At 34.3% G+C, this 20,438-nt stretch carries 16 protein-coding genes, 3 tRNA genes and 1 pseudogene; 13 read left to right on the top strand and 7 right to left on the bottom strand.

The genetic code is table 11. From position 1 onward, the window contains the following. Window positions 1-49: 49 nt before the first annotated feature. The gene (locus ACFQ02_RS05720) at window positions 50-1,687 is read right to left on the bottom strand and encodes an ABC transporter substrate-binding protein (RefSeq protein ID WP_380820421.1); all 1,638 of its coding nucleotides are present in this window, start codon (window positions 1,685-1,687) and stop codon (window positions 50-52) included. A 337-nt stretch (window positions 1,688-2,024) separates the two neighbouring features. Between ACFQ02_RS05720 and ACFQ02_RS05715 the strand changes: the two are divergent. From ACFQ02_RS05715 to ACFQ02_RS05700, 4 genes and pseudogenes are all read left to right on the top strand, one after another. Beyond that, window positions 2,025-2,138, top strand: a pseudogene (locus ACFQ02_RS05715) (type II toxin-antitoxin system RelE/ParE family toxin); the annotation flags it as partial. Window positions 2,139-2,389: 251 nt separating this feature from the next. After that, window positions 2,390-2,701 carry an inositol monophosphatase family protein gene (locus ACFQ02_RS05710; protein WP_380820418.1) on the top strand — a complete coding sequence of 104 codons (312 nt, stop codon included), beginning with the start codon at window positions 2,390-2,392 and terminating at the stop codon, window positions 2,699-2,701. Window positions 2,702-2,764: 63 nt separating this feature from the next. Beyond that, window positions 2,765-4,147, top strand: coding sequence for an MFS transporter (locus ACFQ02_RS05705; protein ID WP_380820416.1), 1,383 nt, complete (start codon window positions 2,765-2,767; stop codon window positions 4,145-4,147). Between the two features lie 11 nt (window positions 4,148-4,158). Further along, complete coding sequence (locus tag ACFQ02_RS05700) at window positions 4,159-4,914, top strand: phosphatidylinositol-specific phospholipase C domain-containing protein (RefSeq protein WP_380820413.1); 756 nt, start codon at window positions 4,159-4,161, stop codon at window positions 4,912-4,914. A gap of 184 nt (window positions 4,915-5,098) precedes the next feature. Here ACFQ02_RS05700 and ACFQ02_RS05695 read toward each other — a convergent pair whose 3' ends face one another. Next, the gene (locus ACFQ02_RS05695; protein ID WP_380820411.1) at window positions 5,099-6,478 is read right to left on the bottom strand and encodes an ABC transporter substrate-binding protein; all 1,380 of its coding nucleotides are present in this window, start codon (window positions 6,476-6,478) and stop codon (window positions 5,099-5,101) included. Between the two features lie 47 nt (window positions 6,479-6,525). Then, the gene (locus ACFQ02_RS05690; protein WP_380820408.1) at window positions 6,526-6,756 is read right to left on the bottom strand and encodes a hypothetical protein; all 231 of its coding nucleotides are present in this window, start codon (window positions 6,754-6,756) and stop codon (window positions 6,526-6,528) included. A gap of 270 nt (window positions 6,757-7,026) precedes the next feature. On the opposite strand from ACFQ02_RS05690, the gene ACFQ02_RS05685 reads away from it, so the two are divergent. The 3 genes from ACFQ02_RS05685 (at window position 7,027) to ACFQ02_RS05675 (ending at window position 10,495) form a co-directional block, all read left to right on the top strand. Then, entirely contained in the window at window positions 7,027-7,389 is a 363-nt protein-coding gene (locus ACFQ02_RS05685) for a YbaN family protein (protein ID WP_380820405.1), read from the top strand. Window positions 7,390-7,452: 63 nt separating this feature from the next. Beyond that, complete coding sequence (locus tag ACFQ02_RS05680; RefSeq protein ID WP_380820402.1) at window positions 7,453-9,033, top strand: peptide ABC transporter substrate-binding protein; 1,581 nt, start codon at window positions 7,453-7,455, stop codon at window positions 9,031-9,033. A 139-nt stretch (window positions 9,034-9,172) separates the two neighbouring features. Next, a complete protein-coding gene (locus ACFQ02_RS05675; RefSeq protein ID WP_380820399.1) occupies window positions 9,173-10,495 on the top strand; it encodes a YadA-like family protein in 1,323 nt (440 codons plus the stop codon). 70 nt (window positions 10,496-10,565) lie between these two features. Here ACFQ02_RS05675 and mrcB read toward each other — a convergent pair whose 3' ends face one another. Genes mrcB through erpA form a run of 3 tightly spaced genes read right to left on the bottom strand, consistent with a single transcriptional unit; the run spans window position 10,566 to window position 13,660 of the window. Beyond that, window positions 10,566-12,938, bottom strand: a complete 2,373-nt coding sequence (gene mrcB, locus ACFQ02_RS05670) for a penicillin-binding protein 1B (protein ID WP_380820396.1) — start codon at window positions 12,936-12,938, stop codon at window positions 10,566-10,568. Between the two features lie 2 nt (window positions 12,939-12,940). Continuing rightward, window positions 12,941-13,300 (bottom strand): YacL family protein, encoded by a 360-nt coding sequence (locus tag ACFQ02_RS05665; RefSeq protein ID WP_380820391.1) that lies wholly within the window; start codon window positions 13,298-13,300, stop codon window positions 12,941-12,943. Window positions 13,301-13,315: 15 nt separating this feature from the next. Continuing rightward, a complete protein-coding gene (gene erpA, locus ACFQ02_RS05660; protein ID WP_380820384.1) occupies window positions 13,316-13,660 on the bottom strand; it encodes an iron-sulfur cluster insertion protein ErpA in 345 nt (114 codons plus the stop codon). Window positions 13,661-13,810: 150 nt separating this feature from the next. Between erpA and map the strand changes: the two genes are divergently transcribed. Together map and glnD are read left to right on the top strand one after the other, a co-directional pair. After that, on the top strand, window positions 13,811-14,614 hold the full coding sequence (gene map, locus ACFQ02_RS05655) for a type I methionyl aminopeptidase (protein WP_380820381.1): 804 nt from the start codon (window positions 13,811-13,813) through the stop codon (window positions 14,612-14,614). A 49-nt stretch (window positions 14,615-14,663) separates the two neighbouring features. Further along, a complete protein-coding gene (gene glnD, locus ACFQ02_RS05650; protein WP_380820378.1) occupies window positions 14,664-17,246 on the top strand; it encodes a bifunctional uridylyltransferase/uridylyl-removing protein GlnD in 2,583 nt (860 codons plus the stop codon). Window positions 17,247-17,318: 72 nt separating this feature from the next. Here glnD and hemL read toward each other — a convergent pair whose 3' ends face one another. Further along, window positions 17,319-18,605, bottom strand: a complete 1,287-nt coding sequence (hemL, locus tag ACFQ02_RS05645; RefSeq protein WP_380820375.1) for a glutamate-1-semialdehyde 2,1-aminomutase — start codon at window positions 18,603-18,605, stop codon at window positions 17,319-17,321. A gap of 131 nt (window positions 18,606-18,736) precedes the next feature. Here hemL and wecA point away from each other — a divergent pair, with 131 nt between their 5' ends. From wecA to ACFQ02_RS05625, 4 genes are all read left to right on the top strand, one after another. After that, the gene (gene wecA / locus ACFQ02_RS05640; RefSeq protein WP_380820372.1) at window positions 18,737-19,813 is read left to right on the top strand and encodes a UDP-N-acetylglucosamine--undecaprenyl-phosphate N-acetylglucosaminephosphotransferase; all 1,077 of its coding nucleotides are present in this window, start codon (window positions 18,737-18,739) and stop codon (window positions 19,811-19,813) included. A gap of 229 nt (window positions 19,814-20,042) precedes the next feature. Then, a tRNA-Arg gene (locus ACFQ02_RS05635) sits at window positions 20,043-20,119 on the top strand. A 27-nt stretch (window positions 20,120-20,146) separates the two neighbouring features. Continuing rightward, window positions 20,147-20,222 (top strand) — tRNA-His (locus tag ACFQ02_RS05630). Window positions 20,223-20,233: 11 nt separating this feature from the next. Next, a tRNA-Pro gene (locus ACFQ02_RS05625) sits at window positions 20,234-20,310 on the top strand. Window positions 20,311-20,438: the final 128 nt, after the last annotated feature.

Genomic DNA, 20,438 nt, shown 5'->3' with positions numbered 1-20,438 from the left:
TAGCCAAATTTCCTCGTCTGTCAATGAGGAAATTTGACTCAATAATTGATTAGTGTTTAATGATATACAGATTTCTCAAATAAATATGATCTTGAGGATCTTTACCTGTATAACCTTTCACATAAGGCTTGACTAAACGTGGGTTAACATAGTTGTAGATTGGTACAATAGGTGCATCTGCAGCCAAAATAGCTTCTGCTTTAGCATAAGCTGCAGCACGTTCTTTTGCGTCAGCGGCTTTATAAGATTCTGCAATCGCTTGGTCATAAGCTGGATTTTGATAAAAAGCTGTATTATTACTTGAATTTGATAAGAAATAATTTAAAAAAGTAGTTGCTTGATTGTAATCAGCTGACCAGCCTGCACGAGCAATATCATATTGTTTGTTACGTTTTCTATCAATATAAGCTTTCCATTCTTGATTTTCTAATTTTACATCAATTAAACCATTAGTATTTTTTTTCCAAATAGACGCTGCTGCAATAGCAATTTTTTTGTGATTTTCATTGGTGTTATATAGAATAGTAAATTTCAATGGATTAGTTTTACTAAATCCAGCCTCTTGTAATAATTTAATTGCTTGTTCGTTACGATCTTTCATTGAAAGCTCAGAATAAGCAGGTTGTTGAATTGCTTCTCCTTCGGGGATATAAGTAGGTGTAAATACATAAGTTGGTACTTGTCCTTGACCTAGTACTTTATCTGTAATTACATTACGATCTAAAGATAAATTTAGAGCTTTTCTTACTCGTAAGTCAGTGAATGGTGCCTTAGTATTATTGATTTCATACATATAAGTGATTAGCGTTTTGCTCGTGAAAACTTCATTCGGTAATTCTTTTTTCAACTTAACAAATTGTTCAGGCGGTAATCCTGAGTTAGTTATATCTACATCACCAGCACGGTAACGTTGCACATCAGTACTAGGATTTTGAATCGCAAGGAAAGTAGCTTTATCGATGACAGTTTCTTTATCATTCCAGTAATGAGGGTTACGTGCAAATTCAATTTTTTCATTGATTACATGCTTAGTTAATTTATAGGCTCCATTTCCTACGTAATTTTCAGGCTTTACCCAAGCATCACCGAATTTTAATACCGCACTTTTTGGTACAGGTAGGGTAGATTGATGAGTAACCATGCTTGCTAAATAAGGGACTGGAGCATCTAAAGTGATGACAAGAGTTAAGTCATCGCTAGCTTTTACGCCGATTTCTTCAGGTTTTTTCTTACCTTCAATAACATCTTGAGCATTTAACACTCTCATATAACTCAAGTAACTTGCGTAAGGAGAGGCCGTTTTCGGATCAACTGAACGTTGCCATGCAAATACAAAATCGTGAGCAGTAACAGGTTCGCCATTGGACCATTTAGCATTAGGACGAAGTTTAAATGTCCATTGTTTAAAATCAGGGGTGCTTTCCCAAGATGCAGCAACTCCTGGTAGAGGTTTGCCATCGCTATCTTGAGTTACCAATCCCTCAAGTAATTGATAAAGTACTTCGGCTTCTGGCACTCCTTCAGTTTTATGTGGGTCAAGACTTTGTGGTTCGGCACCATTATTAATGACGATTTCTTGTTTTTCTGATAAAACTGTACCAGCAGGTACTTTAACTGCCAAAGCAGAGCTAGAAACGATTAGTGCTACACTGGCAGCAAGGAGAGTTCGGGTTAATTTTGTGTGCATGATGAATTCCTCATTATTAGTACTTGTTGTTAGCTCTTAATTAATACAATAAAAGATAGTATTTGTAAATAATTAATTACAGCTAAAGTTATTAGGTTGACAATTTATTCATTTTAGATACTAAGATATTTTATTTTTCATAAAAAACACAAAAATCATTTTATTTCATTCATTTTTAAAGGAAAAAATTTTTATAAAAAGTTTAGGTGCTTTTTTTGAACAATTCCATAATTAACGAAAGATAATAGTGGGCAATTTACTCCAAAGTGCAGTTGAAATACTTTTATGTTTTATGTTTTGTGGTGTATTTATATCATGTTATTTAGTGAGTATTACTATAATTAAGACTTTCAAACATAAAGGCTTAACGCAATGTTTTGAAAAAGGAATAACACAAGGCGTTCAACTTAATCATCAACGAAAAATTGACGGTATTTTTGATTTGATTGACTGAGCAGAGCGTATTGATGGATTTATTCAAAAATAATTGTGATACAGGTCACAATGTTCTATTTTTCTTAAATGCAACTCTTGTTTCAGATTAATCAATATGCTATAAAAATTTCAACGCAGGGAATGATGAAATGTTTATTTTGTGTAGTTAAATAAACTCTTCTCTAACTTCTTTCCTATAGAAGATTTAAAGAATGTTCTAGGCAGCTCATTAATTTATCTTTATACGGATAATTTAAGGAGAAAGTTATGGATATTGAGATTAAAAGACGCTATGAATTTTGTCGGCAATTAATTCAAAACGTAGTAAAAACCGCATTATCTTTTTATTTAAATCAGTATTCTCTGGAAACCCAATATAAACAGGGAGAAAAATTAGATTTAGTCAGTATCGCCAATCGAACCGTTGAAAATGAAATAAAAACAGCACTAAAGGAATACTTTCCTAACGATAATTTTTTAGACGAAGAATCCAGTGTTACTGATTTAGATCGGGGATTTTGTTGGTTCGTTGATCCAATAGACGGCACAAATTCATTTTTATTAAAAAATCTCAGTTAATATCCTGAATTATCTTAGAAATCTATTTCTAAGCCGTTAAATTTCAAAAAATAGGAGTATAGTATGAGTAACTTTTTAAAGCAGTACGGATTTACTCCCGCTTCATTATTTCAATTAGCTTTGATTACTGTAAATGCCCAATTAATTTATGCCTTTTGGGATATTCGTAATAGTGTCCCAGGCGGTTTTCCCGCTGCATTGGGAGTAACTGATCAGCAAGCTGGTTATCTTTATTCTATGCAAGGACTTGTGATTATTCTGGGTACTATTGCTGTAGGATGGGTTGGTGACAGATTTTCGATCCGAAACATTATGTTATTGTCTACAATAGGAGTTGGTGGAATATCATTGTTTCTCACTTTAGCTTCACCTGGTTTAAGTATGCCTGTATTATTGGCTTGCTTTTTCTCAATGCTGTTTTTCAGCGAAGTGCTTTTTAAACCTGCTAACTTTAAAGCATTGCGGATTTCTACTACTGAAAAGCATCAAGGAACCGTATTTGGTTTATTTGAATTCGGTCGTGGTTTATTGGCATTTCTCATTTCGTTATTATGGACAGTTATGCTGTATTTTAAGGCTGGTCCGAAAGAAATGATGATGACGAGTTGTATTATCGTTATTATTACTGGAATTGCTGTATTTTTCATTGTGCCTAAAGATCAAAAAGTAGGTGATGAAGAAACACAAGTTCATACTACTAAAGAAGCGATTATCGGTGTAGGGCGTGTTACAAAATTACCCGTTATTTGGATCGCTGGCATTAATGTATTCTGTATTTACGGTGCATTTGTTGCTGCTGGAACCTATTTTGCCCGCTTCTTGCAAAGCGGATACGGAACTAGTGCTGTAGCAGCTGCTGTATTTGCGATAGTTGTTATTGCATTAAGAATGTTACCTTTAGTATCTTCTGTTCTTGTAGAAAAAATATTTGATTCTACGTCTCATTTTATGAGAACGATGCAAATCATATTAGTCTTTCTTCTAGTAGCGATTAGCATTATATTTTTTGCCAACCATCCAGACATCTCTTTATATGCTAATGGCTACACGCCTGATCAAGCACCTGCTAATTTAATTAGTTCGGGGATGTTTTTGACCTTAATTATCCTTATGTTATTAGCTGCCGCTTGTATTTTTATGATTCGAGGCGTGTACTATGCTCCGATAGGTGAATTTGGCGTAGATAAAAAGCATTCTTCGGCGGCAATGTCTTTTGCGATTACTATCGGCTATATTCCAGCTTTATTAGCACCTATTGTATTAGGCGGTTTAGTGAAGTCGCCAGATAAAGATACTGCTGGTCAAATCATTAAATCTTATCTGACAGATACGCATATATTAGGTTATGCTTTTTTAGGTTTGGCTGTACTAGTTCTGATATCCGTATTTATGTCTCACTCATTAATAAAGCTCAAAGAAAAACAGGCGGGATATTCTGACAAATAAGAGATGATAATATGAAAAATATAAAAATACCCAGCCATAGATGGGGCACAGAATGTGACCCTCAACGATGTATCACAGATTTACTCATTCCTGGTACGCATGACACAATGACATCAAGTTGCAATCTGAGATATTATCAAACGCAAACGCTTTCTTTGGAACAACAATTACAAATTGGCGTGCGTTTTTTAGATATACGGCTAACCAAAGAAATGATCGCCGCTCATAGAGAATGGTTCAGTGACATAAGTGCGGTTAAAATTTTCGATGTTTTAGGCGAATTTCTACACCAAAACCCAAACGAGTTCATTTTAATCAGATTACAAAATGCAAATGAAAAAAAAGATGATTTTTTGCAATATGGTCATGCTCTTATTGCTCAAATCAGTCAATATAGGGACTTGTTTTATCAATGGAATAACAAGAAATCTAGCCAATCATTTTGGCCTAATATAAAAGAAGTTATGGGAAAAGTTATCGCCTTAGAATGCTCACCACCCGATATGAAATTAACTCACTTAAACGACAATCAAATATGGGCAACAAATTGGCATAGTAACCCACATATTTTATTGCAGGATTTATGGGATGGTCCCTCCATCACAGAAAAACGTAATGCCATAAAAGAGCTGATGATAAAAAGTAAATCCGTGTCTGATACATTAGTATTAAACCATATTAGTGCAACAAATGGGATATTGGAGTTTCCAGATGCTTACGCTCGACAACTTAATTTATATACGACTGAACTTTGGCAACAGAAATAAATCATATTAAAGGTGTCCAAATATATGATTTTATTACCGCCGATTTAAGCCAAAATTTATTGGCATTAAATTTCTAATTACATTGTACAATAGTGCTTATAAAAATGCCCTTCTTTCAAAGGGCATTTTTTCATAAATAATCCCCTCGCATTTAAGCGAGGAAAGATAGTAATGAACAGGAGAATTATTTTTCAAGATAAAGATCACTAATCAAATACATACCAACAGGGTTTTTACCTTCATAACCTTTTAATTTTGGATTTTTGATTATCAAGCCTGCATAATGATAAATAGCAACAAAAGGGTGGTGCTTGCCTAGTTCATCTTCTGCTTGAGCATAAATATCAGCCCGTTCCTCTTTAGTTTTAGCTAAGTAAGAAGATTTCATTAATTGATCGAATTTTTCACTTTTGAAACCGATTTTATTTTGTTCATTATCAGACAAATAATAAGTGAGAAAAGTACTAGCTTCATTATAATCAGCTAACCATGCATTAAATGCTAATTGATAATTTCTCGCCTGTTTTGTATCTATAAAAGTTTTCCATTCTATATTTTTTAAATGGATATTTGCCATATTATCTAAATTTTTCTTCCACATTGATGTTACTGCAATAGCTATATTTTTTAATCCTTCATTTGTGTTATAAAGCAATTCCGCTTTTAGCGGATTATCTTTACTGTAACCAGCTTGTTGCAACAGTTTTTTAGCTTCTTCATTACGTTGTTGCTGAGTCCAGTTAGCGTATTCAGGTTGCTTGATTTTGTCACCAGCACCAACATAAGGTGGTGTAAAACGATAAGTTGGGAGTTGTCCAAAGCCTAATATTTTTTCAGTGATAATTTGTCGATCAATAGACAAATCCAACGCTTTTCTTACTCGAATATCGTCAAAAGGTGGCTTAGAAAGATTCATCTCATAAGTAAAAGTACCAAGTTTTGGTGAAGATATGATTTGCGAGTCGTATTCTGCACGGAAAGTTTTATTATGATAAGCTGATGACGGGATAAATGAAATGTCTAGTTCACCTGCACGGTAGCGAGCGATCCCAGCACTTTCAGTTAAAATCAAAATAGTGGCTTGATCAATCACTGTATTTGCATTATTCCAATAAGTAGGATTACGTTCCAGTGTTATTTTTTCATTCAATACTCTAGAATGTAATCTATATGCACCATTGCCAACAAAATTTTCAGGTTTCGTCCATTGATCGCCATATTTTTCTATTGTTGCTTGATGTACAGGTAACAAAGAAGAATGCTCAGTGATCTCTACAGCATAAGGTACAGGGGCGGTTAATGTTAATTGTAACGTATAATCATCTAATGCTTTTACACCTAATGTATCGGGAGATTTTTTACCTTCAATAATTTCTTTTACATTTTCCATTTTCATGAAAGAAAGATAGCTTGCATAAGGAGAAGCAGTCTGAGGAGATACTAATCGTCGCCATGCGTACACAAAGTCATGAGCAGTAACAGGATCACCGTTAGACCATTTGGCATTTTTACGCAAATAAAAAGTAAAAGTTTGGTTATTATTTGATGCTTCCCAGCGTTCCACAACAGCAGGTAGAATATTGCCTTGTTCATCACTTTTGACTAAGCCTTCTAACAGTGTGACTCGACAAAATGTTCTGGTGCTCCTTCCGTTTTATGTGGATCAATACTGGCTAGCTCCGAAGTTAATTGAAGTCTTACTTCTTGTTTATCAGCAAGTTGTGTGCCAGCTGGTACATTTGCTGCAATAGCTATTGAATGAGAGAAATAAGCTGTTGTGCCAATCAGAGTAACAATCATATGTTGCATGATGTTTTTTTTAAAAGACCATTGGTAATTCATAAAGTTATCCTTGATTTAGTAAAATAGATAATAAATTTAGTCTTTACCAGTATTAAACTTATTTTGTGCAAGTGAAATAGTTATACCAATTTTTTGTCAATTTTGTGATTAACTTCACATTTTTTAATGTGAACTGTAAACAGAAAAGTGCGGTTAGTTATTTTGATAATTATATTGTAAAGCGACCTATTAAATAGATTGGATTTATAAAGTTGAAAAATAGTAAAAAAATTGCATAATTAACGACAATTTTTATAGCAAGGAAAATTAATGAAACCAATTTATATTAGTTTAGGCTGTATTTTTTTAGGATTAGGGGTTTTGGGCGTTATTTTACCTATTTTACCTACAACACCGTTTTTATTATTGACAGTATTTTTTTTCGCAAAAGGTTCAGATCGTTTACATAACTGGTTTTTACAAACTAAATTATATAATCTTCATTTAAAATCTTTTAAAGAACAACGAGCCTTAAGTCGAAAATCAAAAGTAACTATTTTATCTTTTGCGACATTAATGCTGATGATTGGTTTTTATTTCACTCCAAGTGTTATTGGACGAAGTATTATTTTACTGGTTTTACTAGTCAAATATTGGTTCTTTTTCTTCTGGATAAAAACAATTAAAGAATAAATTGCGATCAAAATCTGCATTTTTGTATAATGGCGATGATGTTTAGTTTATTTGTTATCGCTAATGTTTAATTTTCACATTTCACTATTTTCTTTTTGTAAAAGTGCGGTTTGTTTATTGCTCTTTTTATCATTAATAGCCTGCGATGATCGTACATTTTCGCCAGAGAATGTGAAGAAAGCGGCTACTACTCTTGAGCAACTTACTCAATCTACTTCAGTGTCTCATCAAAATACGAAGCAGAGTAATAAGCTAGTTCGTGGCGGATACAGCGATTTAGTTACTACAGTACAAGTGATCAAAAATCAAGAACAAACCGCATTATTATATGATCTCTATGAAGGATTAACGGCTTATGATCCGCAAGGTCGAGTTGTTCCCGCAGTCGCGGAAAGTTGGCAAACACAAGATAATAAAAATTGGTTAATCACGTTGCGGAAAGACAGTAAATGGTCAAATGGTGAGTTAGTGACAGCAGAGGATTTTGTGAAAAGCTGGCAACAATTAGCATTATCAGATACCCCATTAAAACAATATTTACTTTTTTTAAATTTAGAAAATGCACAAGCAGTCATTGATCATAAACTACCCGCAAATAAATTAGGCGTTAATGCTCAAAACGAATATGTATTACAAATTCAATTGACAAAAGAGGTGCCTTATTTACCAGCCATGCTTGCTCATGTTGCTTTATTACCGCAATATCAACAAGATAGCTCAGGAAATGTAGCAAATGGTGCTTACTATGTAGTGAAATCTTTACCGAATCAAATTCAATTGACAGTAAATCCGCATTATCGTCATGCTGACAAAATATATTTTAGAGAGTTGGAATATCAAAAATTAGCGACAGAACAAAACTTAAATGATATTGATCTTTTAGCTCAGCCAAAACAAATTACTCCAAATACAATTTATTTGCCTAGTTTGTGTAACTATTTTTATGAATTCAACTTTAATCATACTATGTTACAAAAAAGAGCGGTCAGAAAAGCATTGGTTTCGATGATTTCAGCACACAACTTAGTGCATCAACAGACAGAAAATATGATTATAGGGAGCCGTTTTTTACCGCAGTCTATGTTATTGAATTATAATATGGCTTGGGAACCAGTAGTTGTTGAACAACTCTTACAGCAAGCAAACATCACGGATAAGAAACCTTTAAAAATTAAATTATCTTTTGAAAATAATGGATTTCACCCAGAAATTGCCCGCACTTTAATACAAAATTGGTCACAATCAGATTTAATTAAAGTGAAAGCTGAAGCGTTATCATCGTCACAATTATCTAAAAAACGAGCAGACGGTGATTTTCAAGTTGTTCGTTCAGGCTGGTGTGGAGATTATAATGAACCTTCAGCATTTTTAAATCGTTTTTACTCAAAAAGCCCAGATAATAAGAGTGGATATCGAAATGAGAAAGTAGATAAATTGTTAGAAAATACGCTAGAACCGATTTCTGAGCAAGAACGCACCGCACTTTATGGCAAAATTTTTATGTTATTACAACAAGATTATGCGGTATTACCTATTTTTCAGTACAGCGTTCCTTTTTATTTGAACCCTACTTTATTGGGGGTGGAAACTAACAATCCTACACAAGTTATTTACAGTAAAGATTTATCTCGCCGTCACAATTGATATTAATTGAATATTCTTTATAGATAAAATGATATGTTCTAATAAAGAAATAGAATACATATTTAGGAATACCAGTCTTATTAAAAAAAGCATGAATTATTTTTAATAATTTAATATTTTCTGCCTATTGATTAATCAAATGAAAGGAGTATCCTTGCTACTGGATGTAGCTAATGTAGCTAATGTAGCTAATGTAGCTAATGTAGCTAATGTAGCTAATGTAGCTAATGTAGCTAATGTAGCTAATGTAGCTAATGTAGCTAATGTAGCTAATGTAGCTAATGTAGCTAATGTAGCTAATGTAGCTAATGTAGCTAATGTAGCTAATGTAGCTAATGTAGCTAATGTAGCTAATGTAGCTAATGTAGCTAATGTAGCTAATGTAGCTATTGGTAGTTGGAGTAAAGCATTTGAAGGTGGCGTAGCTATAGGAGGAAACACTGACACTCACATAAATGGAGTTGCAATTGGTAAGTCTACACATGTTAAAGATGGTGGAGCTGGTGGAGTTGCTATTGGACAATACTCAGAAGCAAATAGAGAAAAAGGAGTTTACGGGTATATACCAGAACTTGATAAACAAATTGAAAGCAACGAAGAATTTGCTAAATTTGTTGGAAAAGAAGCTGAATACGGTGAATATCTTAAAAAATTAGATGCTAAAAATAATGCTGAAAAAGAATTAAATGCTGCAAAAATGAAGGAAGAAGAAACTAAACTTAGCTATTTAAATGAAAAAACTAATTATTTAAGATTTAAAGGCAAACCAACAAGCGAAAAAGAATATAAAGCAAAAACAGAAACTGCAAAGCAAAAATATGAAGAAGCAAAAACTCAAAGAGAAGCAGCTGAAAAGATATATAAAGAAAAACGTAATGAATTTAAAGATAAAAAAGAATTAGCTGAATCTTTAAGTGTATATAGAAATACTAAAGGTGCATTTGCTGTTGGTGGAGAAACATGGGGGTACACTAGACAAGTTACTGGTGTAGCTGCAGGTGCAAAAGACACAGACGCTGTCAATGTGGCTCAACTTAAATCTGTAGTTAAAATGAATAAAAATTTACAGAATGCAATTGGTTTAACTGATGAAGAGATTAAACAAATTAATGATGTAAGTATACTAGAAGACAAAAGACCTAAAACTATCGTTAAGAGAATAGAGCAATTAGAAGCAAATTCAGGCAATAATATGCGAGAAATTTATTCTCAAATAGATTCCAATAAACAAAGAGCAAATGCTGGAATAGCAGCGGCTGTTGCTTTAGGTATGATATCAAGTCCTCCACCAGGAGCAAAAAGTATGATATCACTCGGTACGGGATTCCACGGTGGTCAAAGTGCTTATGCTTTGGGGGTGAGCAGAATAAGTGAAAACGGAAAATGGGTTTTCAAAGGTGGTCTCGGTTATGATAGCAAAAAAAATACAACTGCGGGTGCGAGCATAGGCTTTGCATTCTAAAAAGTTGTGAAAATAGCATTTTATTTAAATTTGACATTCTCTCAGCTTGCTTTAGTGGGAGAATGTCATTTTAATTAGTGGGTACTGCATCTTCTATCGGTGCAACATTGAAATCAGGCTTTAAAACGTCCCAAATACTGTTTTTTTCTTCGTTATTTTCTACCGCACTTTGTTGATTTTGTGATGAATATGAGCAGAACGATTGCTTATTTTCAGTCCAAACAGGTATTTTGCGAGAACTTGAGCAATCCCAACCGCCGTAACTGTTAATACCAATCCAGTCAATATTATCAACTGTAGCTAATTGCAAAGGGGTGACTTGATTTTGTTGAAGATAGTGTCGATACAATTGCAATGCACCGCTTGCACCTGTCAGCTTTGTTTCATTATTATCATCACGCCCTAACCAGACTGTAGCCACGTTCCTACCATCAATACCTACAAACCATGTATCTCTTGAATTATTTGTGGTGCCTGTTTTTCCCGCAAGATGTAGATGAGAAAATTCCTGTTGTAAACGGCGTGCAGTACCACGTTCTACAACTTGTTGCATTGCAAATAACGTTTGTAATGCAGCTTGTGCGGGTACAACTTGTTCTGGTTGCATAGCACGTTGATACAAAATATTACTTTGTTGATCAGTAATTCTATCAATCGTTGTTAAAGTAATGCTGTTGCCGTAATTAGCAATAGTTTGAAAAAGTTTAGTAACTTGATAAGGTGAAATTGCATATGTCCCTAAAAGCATAGAAGGCATTTTAGGAATATCAACTTTATTCCATCCCATTGCTTTTTGTGTTTCAATAACTTGTGTGAGACCTACTTTCATACCGATATTGACAGTCGGAATATTCAATGAGCGGACTAAGGCATCTATAAGCAATACAGAACCACTATAAGTGCGGTCATAATTTCGAGGTTGCCAAGGTGGGCTACCTTTGATGCGAATAGTCAATGGTTGGTTTTCAATAGGCGTATTTAATTGAAATTGTTTTGGATTAGAAAGTGCGGTCAAATAAATGGCAGGTTTGACTAGTGATCCAATTTGACGCTTCGCAACTGAAGCACGGTTAAATCCCGCATAATTTGTTTGTGAACCACCAACGATAGCTTGCACTTCGCCATTATGATAATCAGCGACGACCATAGCAGCTTCTAAATGAGGATTTCGATATTTAGTTTGTAATTGGCTTAACCCTGTAATAACTGCGTTCTCGGCTTGGCGTTGTTGTTCAATATCTAGTGTAGAGAAAATTCTTGCACCTGAAAGCATATTTGCTTTTATGTCATTTAATTTACGTAGTTCTGTTTGTAAAGTCTGAATGAATGCTGGATATTTACGATTAATTCGTCCTTTTTCTTGCACGCCAAGTGGACGTTTGCTCAATAAGTGATAGAGTTCTTGATTAATGACTTGATGTTCTAGTAGTAAATGCAATACGACATTGCGACGTTCAATTGCTTTTTGTGGATTTCTCCAAGGATTATAAAGTGATGGTCCTTTAACCATGCCAACTAATAAAGCAATTTGATCTAAACTGATTTCTCGTGCGGAGCGTCCAAAATAAAAATGACTTGCTAGTTCAAAGCCGTGAATTTGGCTATCACCATTTTGCCCTAAATAAATTTCATTGAGATAAGTTTCTAAAATACGATCTTTGTCATAACGCCAATCTAAAATTAATGCCATTAGTGCTTCATTGATTTTACGTGTAAATGTTCGTTCATTACTCAGAAAAAGATTTTTCACAAGTTGTTGAGTTAGTGTGCTACCACCTTGCACACGATGTCCTGCTTGGATATTGGCAATAGTTGCACGAATAATACCTAAAAGGCTTATACCTTCATGTTGGTAAAATCTGTGATCTTCTGTCAGCAACAGGGTATCAATTAGTAAACGAGGGTAATTTTGTAATCGAATAGCTAGACGTTCTTCATTTTCAGACTCGGATTGTAGCATTGCGATTAACTTAGGCGGCAATTGAAATTCTTCAATAGCACTTAAATTAATCAGATCTTCAATTACGTTTAGTTTATTTTGTTCAAAACGTAAACGGAGAAATCGTTGAGGTTCGGAACGGTTTGGAAAAGGGAAAGCATCACGTAACAAAACAATAGTATCATTCTCAATTTTGAAGTCACTAGGGGTAGCAACCATAGTGGTTTGTCGAAAACCATTTTTTAGTAAAATTTGTTTTGTCTGAGCTAAAGTTAATTTATCTCGTAAGCGAATGCTATTGATTTTGCTGTAAATTTCAGCGGGTAAAATCCATGTCTGCCCATCCATTTTGGAGCGAATTTTACCGTCAAGATAGATGCCGTAAAAAGCAATATAACAAATAATGACGAGAGTAATTTTGAACAAAAAAGTGCGGATAGATTTTTTACTTCTTTTAGACGATTTTTTTTCGTCTTTTTTTCGTCTTCTTCCGCTTTGCGTCATTGCTATTTGCCTTGAAAAGCTAAATAAGACTGTAAAAAGCGTTCAAAATCTTCTAAGCCACAAAAAGCAATACTTTCAGAATCATAATAATGAAAGTCATCGTCTAAACTTTCTTGAGATTCAATATCCAAGCTATTTGCTCTGATCATAACTTCATCAGCATTAATGAACAATCCGTACTCTTTGCCAACTAGCTTGATTTCCGCCGACGATGTTTGAGCTTGATGCAATTTTTCAAGTACAGTAGAAACTAATGTTGGATCTGACCGCACTTCTGAATTTAACCAAGCGGCTACAGCTTCATGTCCCATAGAACACTTAGCGAGTATTTTGCCTGAATGTAAAATAAATTGATAATCCATAATATATTCTATGTGTTAAATACTAAATGAAGAACCACAACCACAAGTAGTTGAGGCATTAGGATTATTGACAACAAAACGAGAGCCTTCTAATCCCTCAGTATAATCTACAGTACCACCAATCAAATACTGTAAACTCATTGGATCTATAACCAGTTGCACACCAGCGTTTTCTACAGTTAAATCACCTTCATTCACTTTCTCATCAAAAGTAAATCCGTATTGAAAACCACTACAGCCACCGCCAGTAATATACACTCGTAACTTAAGTGCGGTGTTTTCCTCTTCTGTAATTAGTGCCTTAACTTTATTTGCTGCTGCATCAGTAAAAGTTAAAGGTACGTTCATTTCTTCAGCCATAATATATTCCGATTAATGTCACCTATTCTTACTTGTTTTATAGTTTGTATTATCTAATAACCAACTATTTCATTCAACTAATTTTAATCAAGGATTTTTCAATAAAATGGTGGTACAATCAAAAAACTGTTTGTTTTATAGAGAGAAGTTATGCAAATTCCATTAAGAACAGAAGATGAAATTGAGAAACTACGCGTTGCTTGTAAATTAGCAGCGGATGTTTTAATAATGATTGAGCCTTATGTAAAAGCAGGGGTCAGCACTGGTGAACTGGATCGTATTTGTCATCAATATATTATCAATGAACAACAAGCAATTCCTGCTTGTTTAGGTTATCATGGCTTCCCCAAAGCAACTTGCATTTCATTAAATGAGGTTGTTTGCCATGGTATTCCAAGTGAGGGTAAAATTTTAAAAAATGGAGATATTGTTAATATTGATGTTACAGTGATTAAAGATGGCTATTATGGCGATAATTCTAAAATGTATGTAGTAGGAGAACCACCGTTACGGAGTAAAAAATTGATTCAGGCTGCACAAGAGGCATTATATGTAGGTTTACGAGTAGTGAAGCCAGGAGTGAGATTGAATCAAATTGGTAAAGCAATTCAGCAATATTCTGAAGCTCAAGGTTTTAGTGTTGTACGCGAATATTGTGGTCATGGTATTGGAACAGAGTTTCATTGCGATCCACAAGTGTTACATTATTATTCAGACGATCATGGCATCGTTTTACAAGAAGGAATGGTATTTACTATAGAGCCAATGATTAATGCAGGTAAAAAAGAAGTGCGGTTAATGAGTGACGGCTGGACAGTGAAAACCAAAGATCGCAGTCACTCAGCACAATATGAGCATCAAATTGTAGTTACTAAAACGGGTTGCGAAGTGATGACTATTCGTGAAGAAGAAGAAAAATCGGGGCGAATTAGTCGTATTATGCATAATCAATAAATACTTTAAAATCACTGCGGCGTATGCCCCATTTTTGTTAGGTTAAATTATGTTTAAATATGTTCCTATTGAAATACCAACCTCAAGTGCGGTGAAATTGCAAAAAGACCAACTAAAATTATTTGAAATTGCACATTTTAATCAATTTTCTGTTGAGGAGTTAATTGCTAATCGCACTGTATTTTACGATGAAATATTAAAACATCTTTGGCATTATTTTAAATTAAATGAACATGATGCGACAGTTATTGCTGTTGGTGGTTATGGAAGAGCAGAAATGTTCCCTTTATCAGATTTAGATTTTCTGATTTTAACAGCAGAGTTACCAAGTGCGATTTTTGAAGAAAAAATTTGTTGTTTTGTGCAGTTTTTATGGGACTGCGGTTTTGATGTTGGTCATTCCGTCAGAACGCTTTCTCAATGTCATGAAGAGGGACAAAAAGATATTAGTATTGCCACAAATTTATTAGAAAGCCGTTATTTATGTGGAAATATTGTGTTATTTGAAAAGCTTAACAAACTTTTAAATCAAACTGATTTTTGGACGTTAAAAGATTTTTATTACGCTAAGATAGCAGAAAAAGAGGAACGTTATCAAAGGTATAATAATACAGGTTATAATCTAGAACCAGATGTTAAATTTAGTCCAGGTGGATTGCGAGACTTACATTTATTATACTGGCTTGCTTTACGTCATACTGGACTAAAAAAGTTTGCTCAAATTTTGCAAGTAGGCATGCTTTATCCTGAGGAATATCAACTTTTACAAAAAAGTCAGCAGTTTTTATTTAAAGTGCGGTTCGCTTTGCATCTCATTTTAAAACGCTATGATAATAGGTTATTGTTTGATCGCCAATTAAAAGTAAGCGAAATGTTAGGATATACAGGTCAAGGCAATCAAGCAGTAGAGAATATGATGAAAGATTTCTTTCAAACCTTACAATCAATTTCGCTACTGAGTCATATTTTAGTAAAATATTATCGCAAACATATTATTAGTGGTGATGAATTTTATATTGAACAAAATTTGGATCAAAATTTTAAATTAGTTAATAATGAAATTAAGTTAATTAATCAAAATTGTTTTACTGAGCAAGTTGAAAGCATTTTAGATTTGTTTTATCACCTTACAGTTTATCCCGAGTCAGAAATTCATGCTACTACATTGCGTAACCTTCATTTACGGCTAAGAAACTTTGAGGGATATTTAAGTCAAAGTGCGGTCGCTCGGCAAAAATTTTTACGAATATTAGCTCAACCAAAAGCAATTAAACGTGCGTTAGTGCCAATGCATCAATTTGGCGTATTAGATATTTATTTACCTGAATGGAAAGGTATTAAAGGTTTGATGCAGTTTGATTTGTTTCATGTTTATACTGTTGACGAACATACTTTGCGAGTATTACAAAAATTAGAAGATTTTCTCGATCCTAAATATGTAGATGCACACCCACTTTGTACTATGATTTTTCCGCAATTATCTGATCGTACTTTAATTTATTTAGTTGCATTATTTCATGATATAGGTAAAGGAAGAAATGGAGATCATGCCCAGCTAGGAGCAAAAGATATGGCTAAATTTGCTGCAATGCATGGATTTGATCAACGTGAAATACAAACAATGTCTTGGTTAGTGGATAAACATTTATTAATGTCAATTACCGCCCAGAGACGAGATATTCACGATCCACAGATTGTCATGGCATTTGCTGCTGAAGTACAAAATAAAGTGCGGTTAGATTATTTAATTTGTTTAACTGTAGCAGATATTTGTGCTACTAACGAAACACTATGGAATAGCTGGAAACGATCTTTATTAGCCACTCTGTATCATTATGCTCACAAACAGTTTCAGCAAGGCATGGATCACTTATTGGATAATCAAGAAAAAATAAAACAAAATCGCAATCAGGCATTGACTTTGTTAGAACGAGAATACCCAATATTGAGTGAAGATGATATTTTGCAACTTTGGTGCTCTTGTCCCGATGAATATTTTCTGCGTAATACGCCAAAACAAATCGCATGGCATACAGGTTTGCGTTCAGAATTAGATAGCGAGTTTCTCGTTAAAATTAGTAACCGTTTTTCTTTAGGCGGTACGGAAATTTTTATTTATTGTAAAGATCAACCGCACTTATTTAATAAAGTAGTGACTACTATTGGTGCAAAACAGTTTAGCGTTCATAACGCTCAAATTATCACCGCCCCTGATGGTTATGTATTTGACACTTTTATTATTACAGAACTTAATGGAGATTTAGTTCGCTTTGATCGTCGTCGTTATTTAGAGCAAAGTTTGCGTGCTACTTTAGAAACTGAAAAAATACCTTGCTTAAATCTAAAAAAAGATCAGCAATTACAACATTTTCGTGTAAAAACCGAAGTGTGCTTTTTGAATACAGAAAAAACAGAACATAGTGAAATGGAGTTGTTTGCACTGGATAAAGCTGGATTGTTAGCTCAAGTTAGTCGTATTTTTACAGAATTAGAATTGAATTTACTTAATGCAAAAATTACTACTATTGGTGAAAAAGCTGAAGACTTTTTTATTTTAACTAACAAATTAGGGAAAGCATTGACAGAAGCAGAGCGACAAGAGCTGAAATATCGTATTATTAGCGAACTGTAAGTATTGAAAAAATCAGTAAAAGTGACCGCACTTTATATAAATTCAAACTTTTGCAAAGTGCGGTTCAAGTTTTTAATTTTTTAATGTAGCAAAAGCTTGATCGGCTGCTTGTAAAGTGCGGTCAATATCTTTATCGCTGTGAGCTAACGACATGAAGCCAGCTTCAAAAGCAGAAGGTGCTAAATAAATACCCTGTGCTAGCATGCTATGAAAAAATTGATTGAATTTTTTGCTATCACATTTCATTACTTGAGCATAAGTAGAAACTTCTTTTTGATCAGTAAAGAACAAACCAAACATGCCCCCTACATAATTTACTACAAAGGGAACTTGATGTTTATCAGCAAGATTTCTTAAACCTAAAGCCAATTTTTCAGTAAGATCAGCAATACGTTGTTGATTACCAGCCTTTTTCAACTCATTCAAACAAGCTAAACCTGCCGCCATTGCAATGGGATTACCTGATAATGTGCCTGCTTGATAAACTGGACCAGTTGGAGCAATGTATTCCATTATCTCTTTTTTGCCACCAAACGCACCTACAGGCATTCCTCCACCAATAATTTTACCTAAAGTAGTTAAATCAGGCGTTACACCATAATAGCCTTGAGCTCCATTCAATGCTACTCGGAATCCCGTCATGACTTCATCAATAATGAAAAGAGTGTTGTAATGATCACAAAGTTCACGAATGCCTTGCAAAAATCCTGCTTTTGGCGGTACACAATTCATATTGCCTGCTACAGGTTCGATAATCACACAAGCAATCTCATTAGGATATTGTTCAAAAGCTTGTTTAACGGAATCTAAATTGTTGTATTCACAAGTAAGTGTGTGTTTAGCAAAATCCTCAGGTACTCCAGGCGAGCTTGGCTGTCCTAGAGTTAATGCACCAGATCCTGCTTTTACTAATAAACTGTCAGAATGGCCATGATAACAACCTTCAAATTTTAAAATTTTATCACGACCAGTGTAACCACGAGCTAAACGAATAGCAGACATTGTTGCTTCCGTACCCGAATTTACCATGCGTACCATTTCAATTGAGGGTATAAGCTTACACACGAGTTCTGCTAGTTCAATTTCCAAAGGGGTTGGAGCTCCAAAACTCAACCCTTTTTCGGCTGTTTTTTGAACCGCACTTAAAATTGCAAGATGATTATGACCTAGTACCATTGGTCCCCAAGAACCTACATAATCAATATATTGTTTGCCATCGGTGTCAAAAATATATGCACCTTTAGCACTCTCTATAAATACTGGGGTGCCGCCTACACCTTTAAATGCACGTACAGGGGAATTTACGCCTCCAGGTATTACCATCTTAGCTCGCTCGAATAAGCTAGTTGAAGTCGTCATATGTTAATCCTTTTGATATGTTGTTTATGATGTGATTATTGTACTGTAAAACAGTAAAATTAATAAAATTATTTATTGTGTTATTTGCTTTATGATATGCTTGTGAAAGATTTCATCATGTGCTTTTAATTATGTTACTAAGTTTACTTTTAACTTTTATTGTTGCTTTAGTCACGCTATTTTTCATGCATCCAATTGCTCGGAAAATTGGTCTAGTAGATAAACCTAATTATCGTAAACGTCATCAAGGGGCTATTCCACTAATTGGAGGGATATCTCTATTTATGGGATGCTTATGTTTCTATTTATTAGAATGGAATCAAATGCGATTACCTGCACTTTATTTATGCAGTATTTTAACTTTATTGGTGATTGGTATTTTAGATGACCGCTTTGATATTAGTCCTTTTATTCGAGCTGGCATTCAGGCTTTACTAGCTATTTTAATGATTGATATGGGAAATCTTTATTTAGATCATCTTGGTCAAATTATTGGGCCATTTCAATTAACACTTGGTTCTATCGGTTTAATGATCACGGTATTTGCAACTATTGCGATAATTAATGCTTTTAATATGATTGATGGTATTGATGGTTTATTAGGAGGATTATCAAGTGTCGCTTTTTGTGCAATTGGAGTATTGCTTTTACTAGATAATCAACAGGATCTCGCTTATTGGAGCTTTGCATTAATTGTTGCAATTCTACCTTATTTTATGATGAACCTAAGTTTGTTCGGAGCAAAATATAAAGTATTTATGGGAGATGCTGGAAGTACATTAATTGGATTTACGATTGTTTGGATCTTATTACTTAGTACACAAGGGAAAGGACATCCAATGAACCCAATTACAGCTCTTTGGATTATTGCAATTCCAGTCATTGATATGATTGCAATCATTTATCGGCGTTTACGTAAAGGCAAAAGTCCATTTAGACCAGACAGATTACATGTTCATCATCTAATGATTCGAGCAGGATTAAATTCTCGTCAAGCACTCCTTGTAATCACTTTTATTGCGGCACTCTGTGCAGGATTTGGTATTTTAGGAGAAATTTACTATATCAATGAATGGATCATGTTTATTGCTTTTATCTTTCTCTTCTTTATTTATTCTTATTCTATTGCAAGAGCATGGAAAATCACACGCTGGATACGGAGAATGAAGAGACGAACCAAGCGGCTTAAACAATCAAATTCAAAATGATATAAAATTTGACCGCACTTTGTTCGTGGTAGATCATAGTAACAAATTTTTTCATTATACGTTGTAGATAAAGGTTACAAAACATAAACAGATAAATTATACTTTGTGAACAAATTGCACAAAAAATTATCTTATAGTAAAAAAAACTAAAAAAACTGAAAAAAAAACTAGACAAGCAATTGTGAAACTCTTAATATACGCTCCGCAACGACGCATTGTAATGTAAAACGCGTTCGTAGCTCAGTTGGATAGAGCGTTGGCCTCCGGAGCCGAAGGTCGCAGGTTCGAATCCTGTCGAACGCGCCAGAGGATGTTGCTCTAACTAATGCAGTGGTGGCTATAGCTCAGTTGGTAGAGCCCTGGATTGTGATTCCAGTTGTCGTGGGTTCAAGTCCCATTAGCCACCCCAATTTTAATAGTCGGCGAGTAGCGCAGCTTGGTAGCGCAACTGGTTTGGGACCAGTGGGTCGTAGGTTCAAATCCTATCTCGCCGACCAATTTTTTGTTCTTTAACAACTGATAGACAATCTGTGTGGGCACTTTGGAGATTTGTTTTTTTGTATATTGATATATTGAATTAACTAAGCTTTATTAGTGCTGACTGATTATTCATTGAGAAATTACG

This window comes from Seminibacterium arietis, from assembly GCF_042675725.1.
GTDB lineage: Bacteria > Pseudomonadota > Gammaproteobacteria > Enterobacterales > Pasteurellaceae > Seminibacterium > Seminibacterium arietis.
The sequence above is the reverse complement of the archived record's forward strand: the minus strand, read 5'-3'. Positions and strand labels throughout refer to the sequence as shown.

Coding starts and splice junctions, on each gene's coding strand:
- ACFQ02_RS05690 (WP_380820408.1), bottom strand. CDS start 6,756: ATGAATTACCAATGGTCTTTTAAAAAAAACATCATGCAACATATGATT.
- erpA (WP_380820384.1), bottom strand. CDS start 13,660: ATGGCTGAAGAAATGAACGTACCTTTAACTTTTACTGATGCAGCAGCA.
- ACFQ02_RS05710 (WP_380820418.1), top strand. CDS start 2,390: ATGGATATTGAGATTAAAAGACGCTATGAATTTTGTCGGCAATTAATT.
- hemL (WP_380820375.1), bottom strand. CDS start 18,605: ATGACGACTTCAACTAGCTTATTCGAGCGAGCTAAGATGGTAATACCT.
- ACFQ02_RS05705 (WP_380820416.1), top strand. CDS start 2,765: ATGAGTAACTTTTTAAAGCAGTACGGATTTACTCCCGCTTCATTATTT.
- ACFQ02_RS05720 (WP_380820421.1), bottom strand. CDS start 1,687: ATGCACACAAAATTAACCCGAACTCTCCTTGCTGCCAGTGTAGCACTA.
- wecA (WP_380820372.1), top strand. CDS start 18,737: ATGTTACTAAGTTTACTTTTAACTTTTATTGTTGCTTTAGTCACGCTA.
- ACFQ02_RS05685 (WP_380820405.1), top strand. CDS start 7,027: ATGAAACCAATTTATATTAGTTTAGGCTGTATTTTTTTAGGATTAGGG.
- ACFQ02_RS05680 (WP_380820402.1), top strand. CDS start 7,453: ATGTTTAATTTTCACATTTCACTATTTTCTTTTTGTAAAAGTGCGGTT.
- mrcB (WP_380820396.1), bottom strand. CDS start 12,938: ATGACGCAAAGCGGAAGAAGACGAAAAAAAGACGAAAAAAAATCGTCT.
- glnD (WP_380820378.1), top strand. CDS start 14,664: ATGTTTAAATATGTTCCTATTGAAATACCAACCTCAAGTGCGGTGAAA.
- ACFQ02_RS05700 (WP_380820413.1), top strand. CDS start 4,159: ATGAAAAATATAAAAATACCCAGCCATAGATGGGGCACAGAATGTGAC.
- ACFQ02_RS05665 (WP_380820391.1), bottom strand. CDS start 13,300: ATGGATTATCAATTTATTTTACATTCAGGCAAAATACTCGCTAAGTGT.
- map (WP_380820381.1), top strand. CDS start 13,811: ATGCAAATTCCATTAAGAACAGAAGATGAAATTGAGAAACTACGCGTT.
- ACFQ02_RS05675 (WP_380820399.1), top strand. CDS start 9,173: ATGAAAGGAGTATCCTTGCTACTGGATGTAGCTAATGTAGCTAATGTA.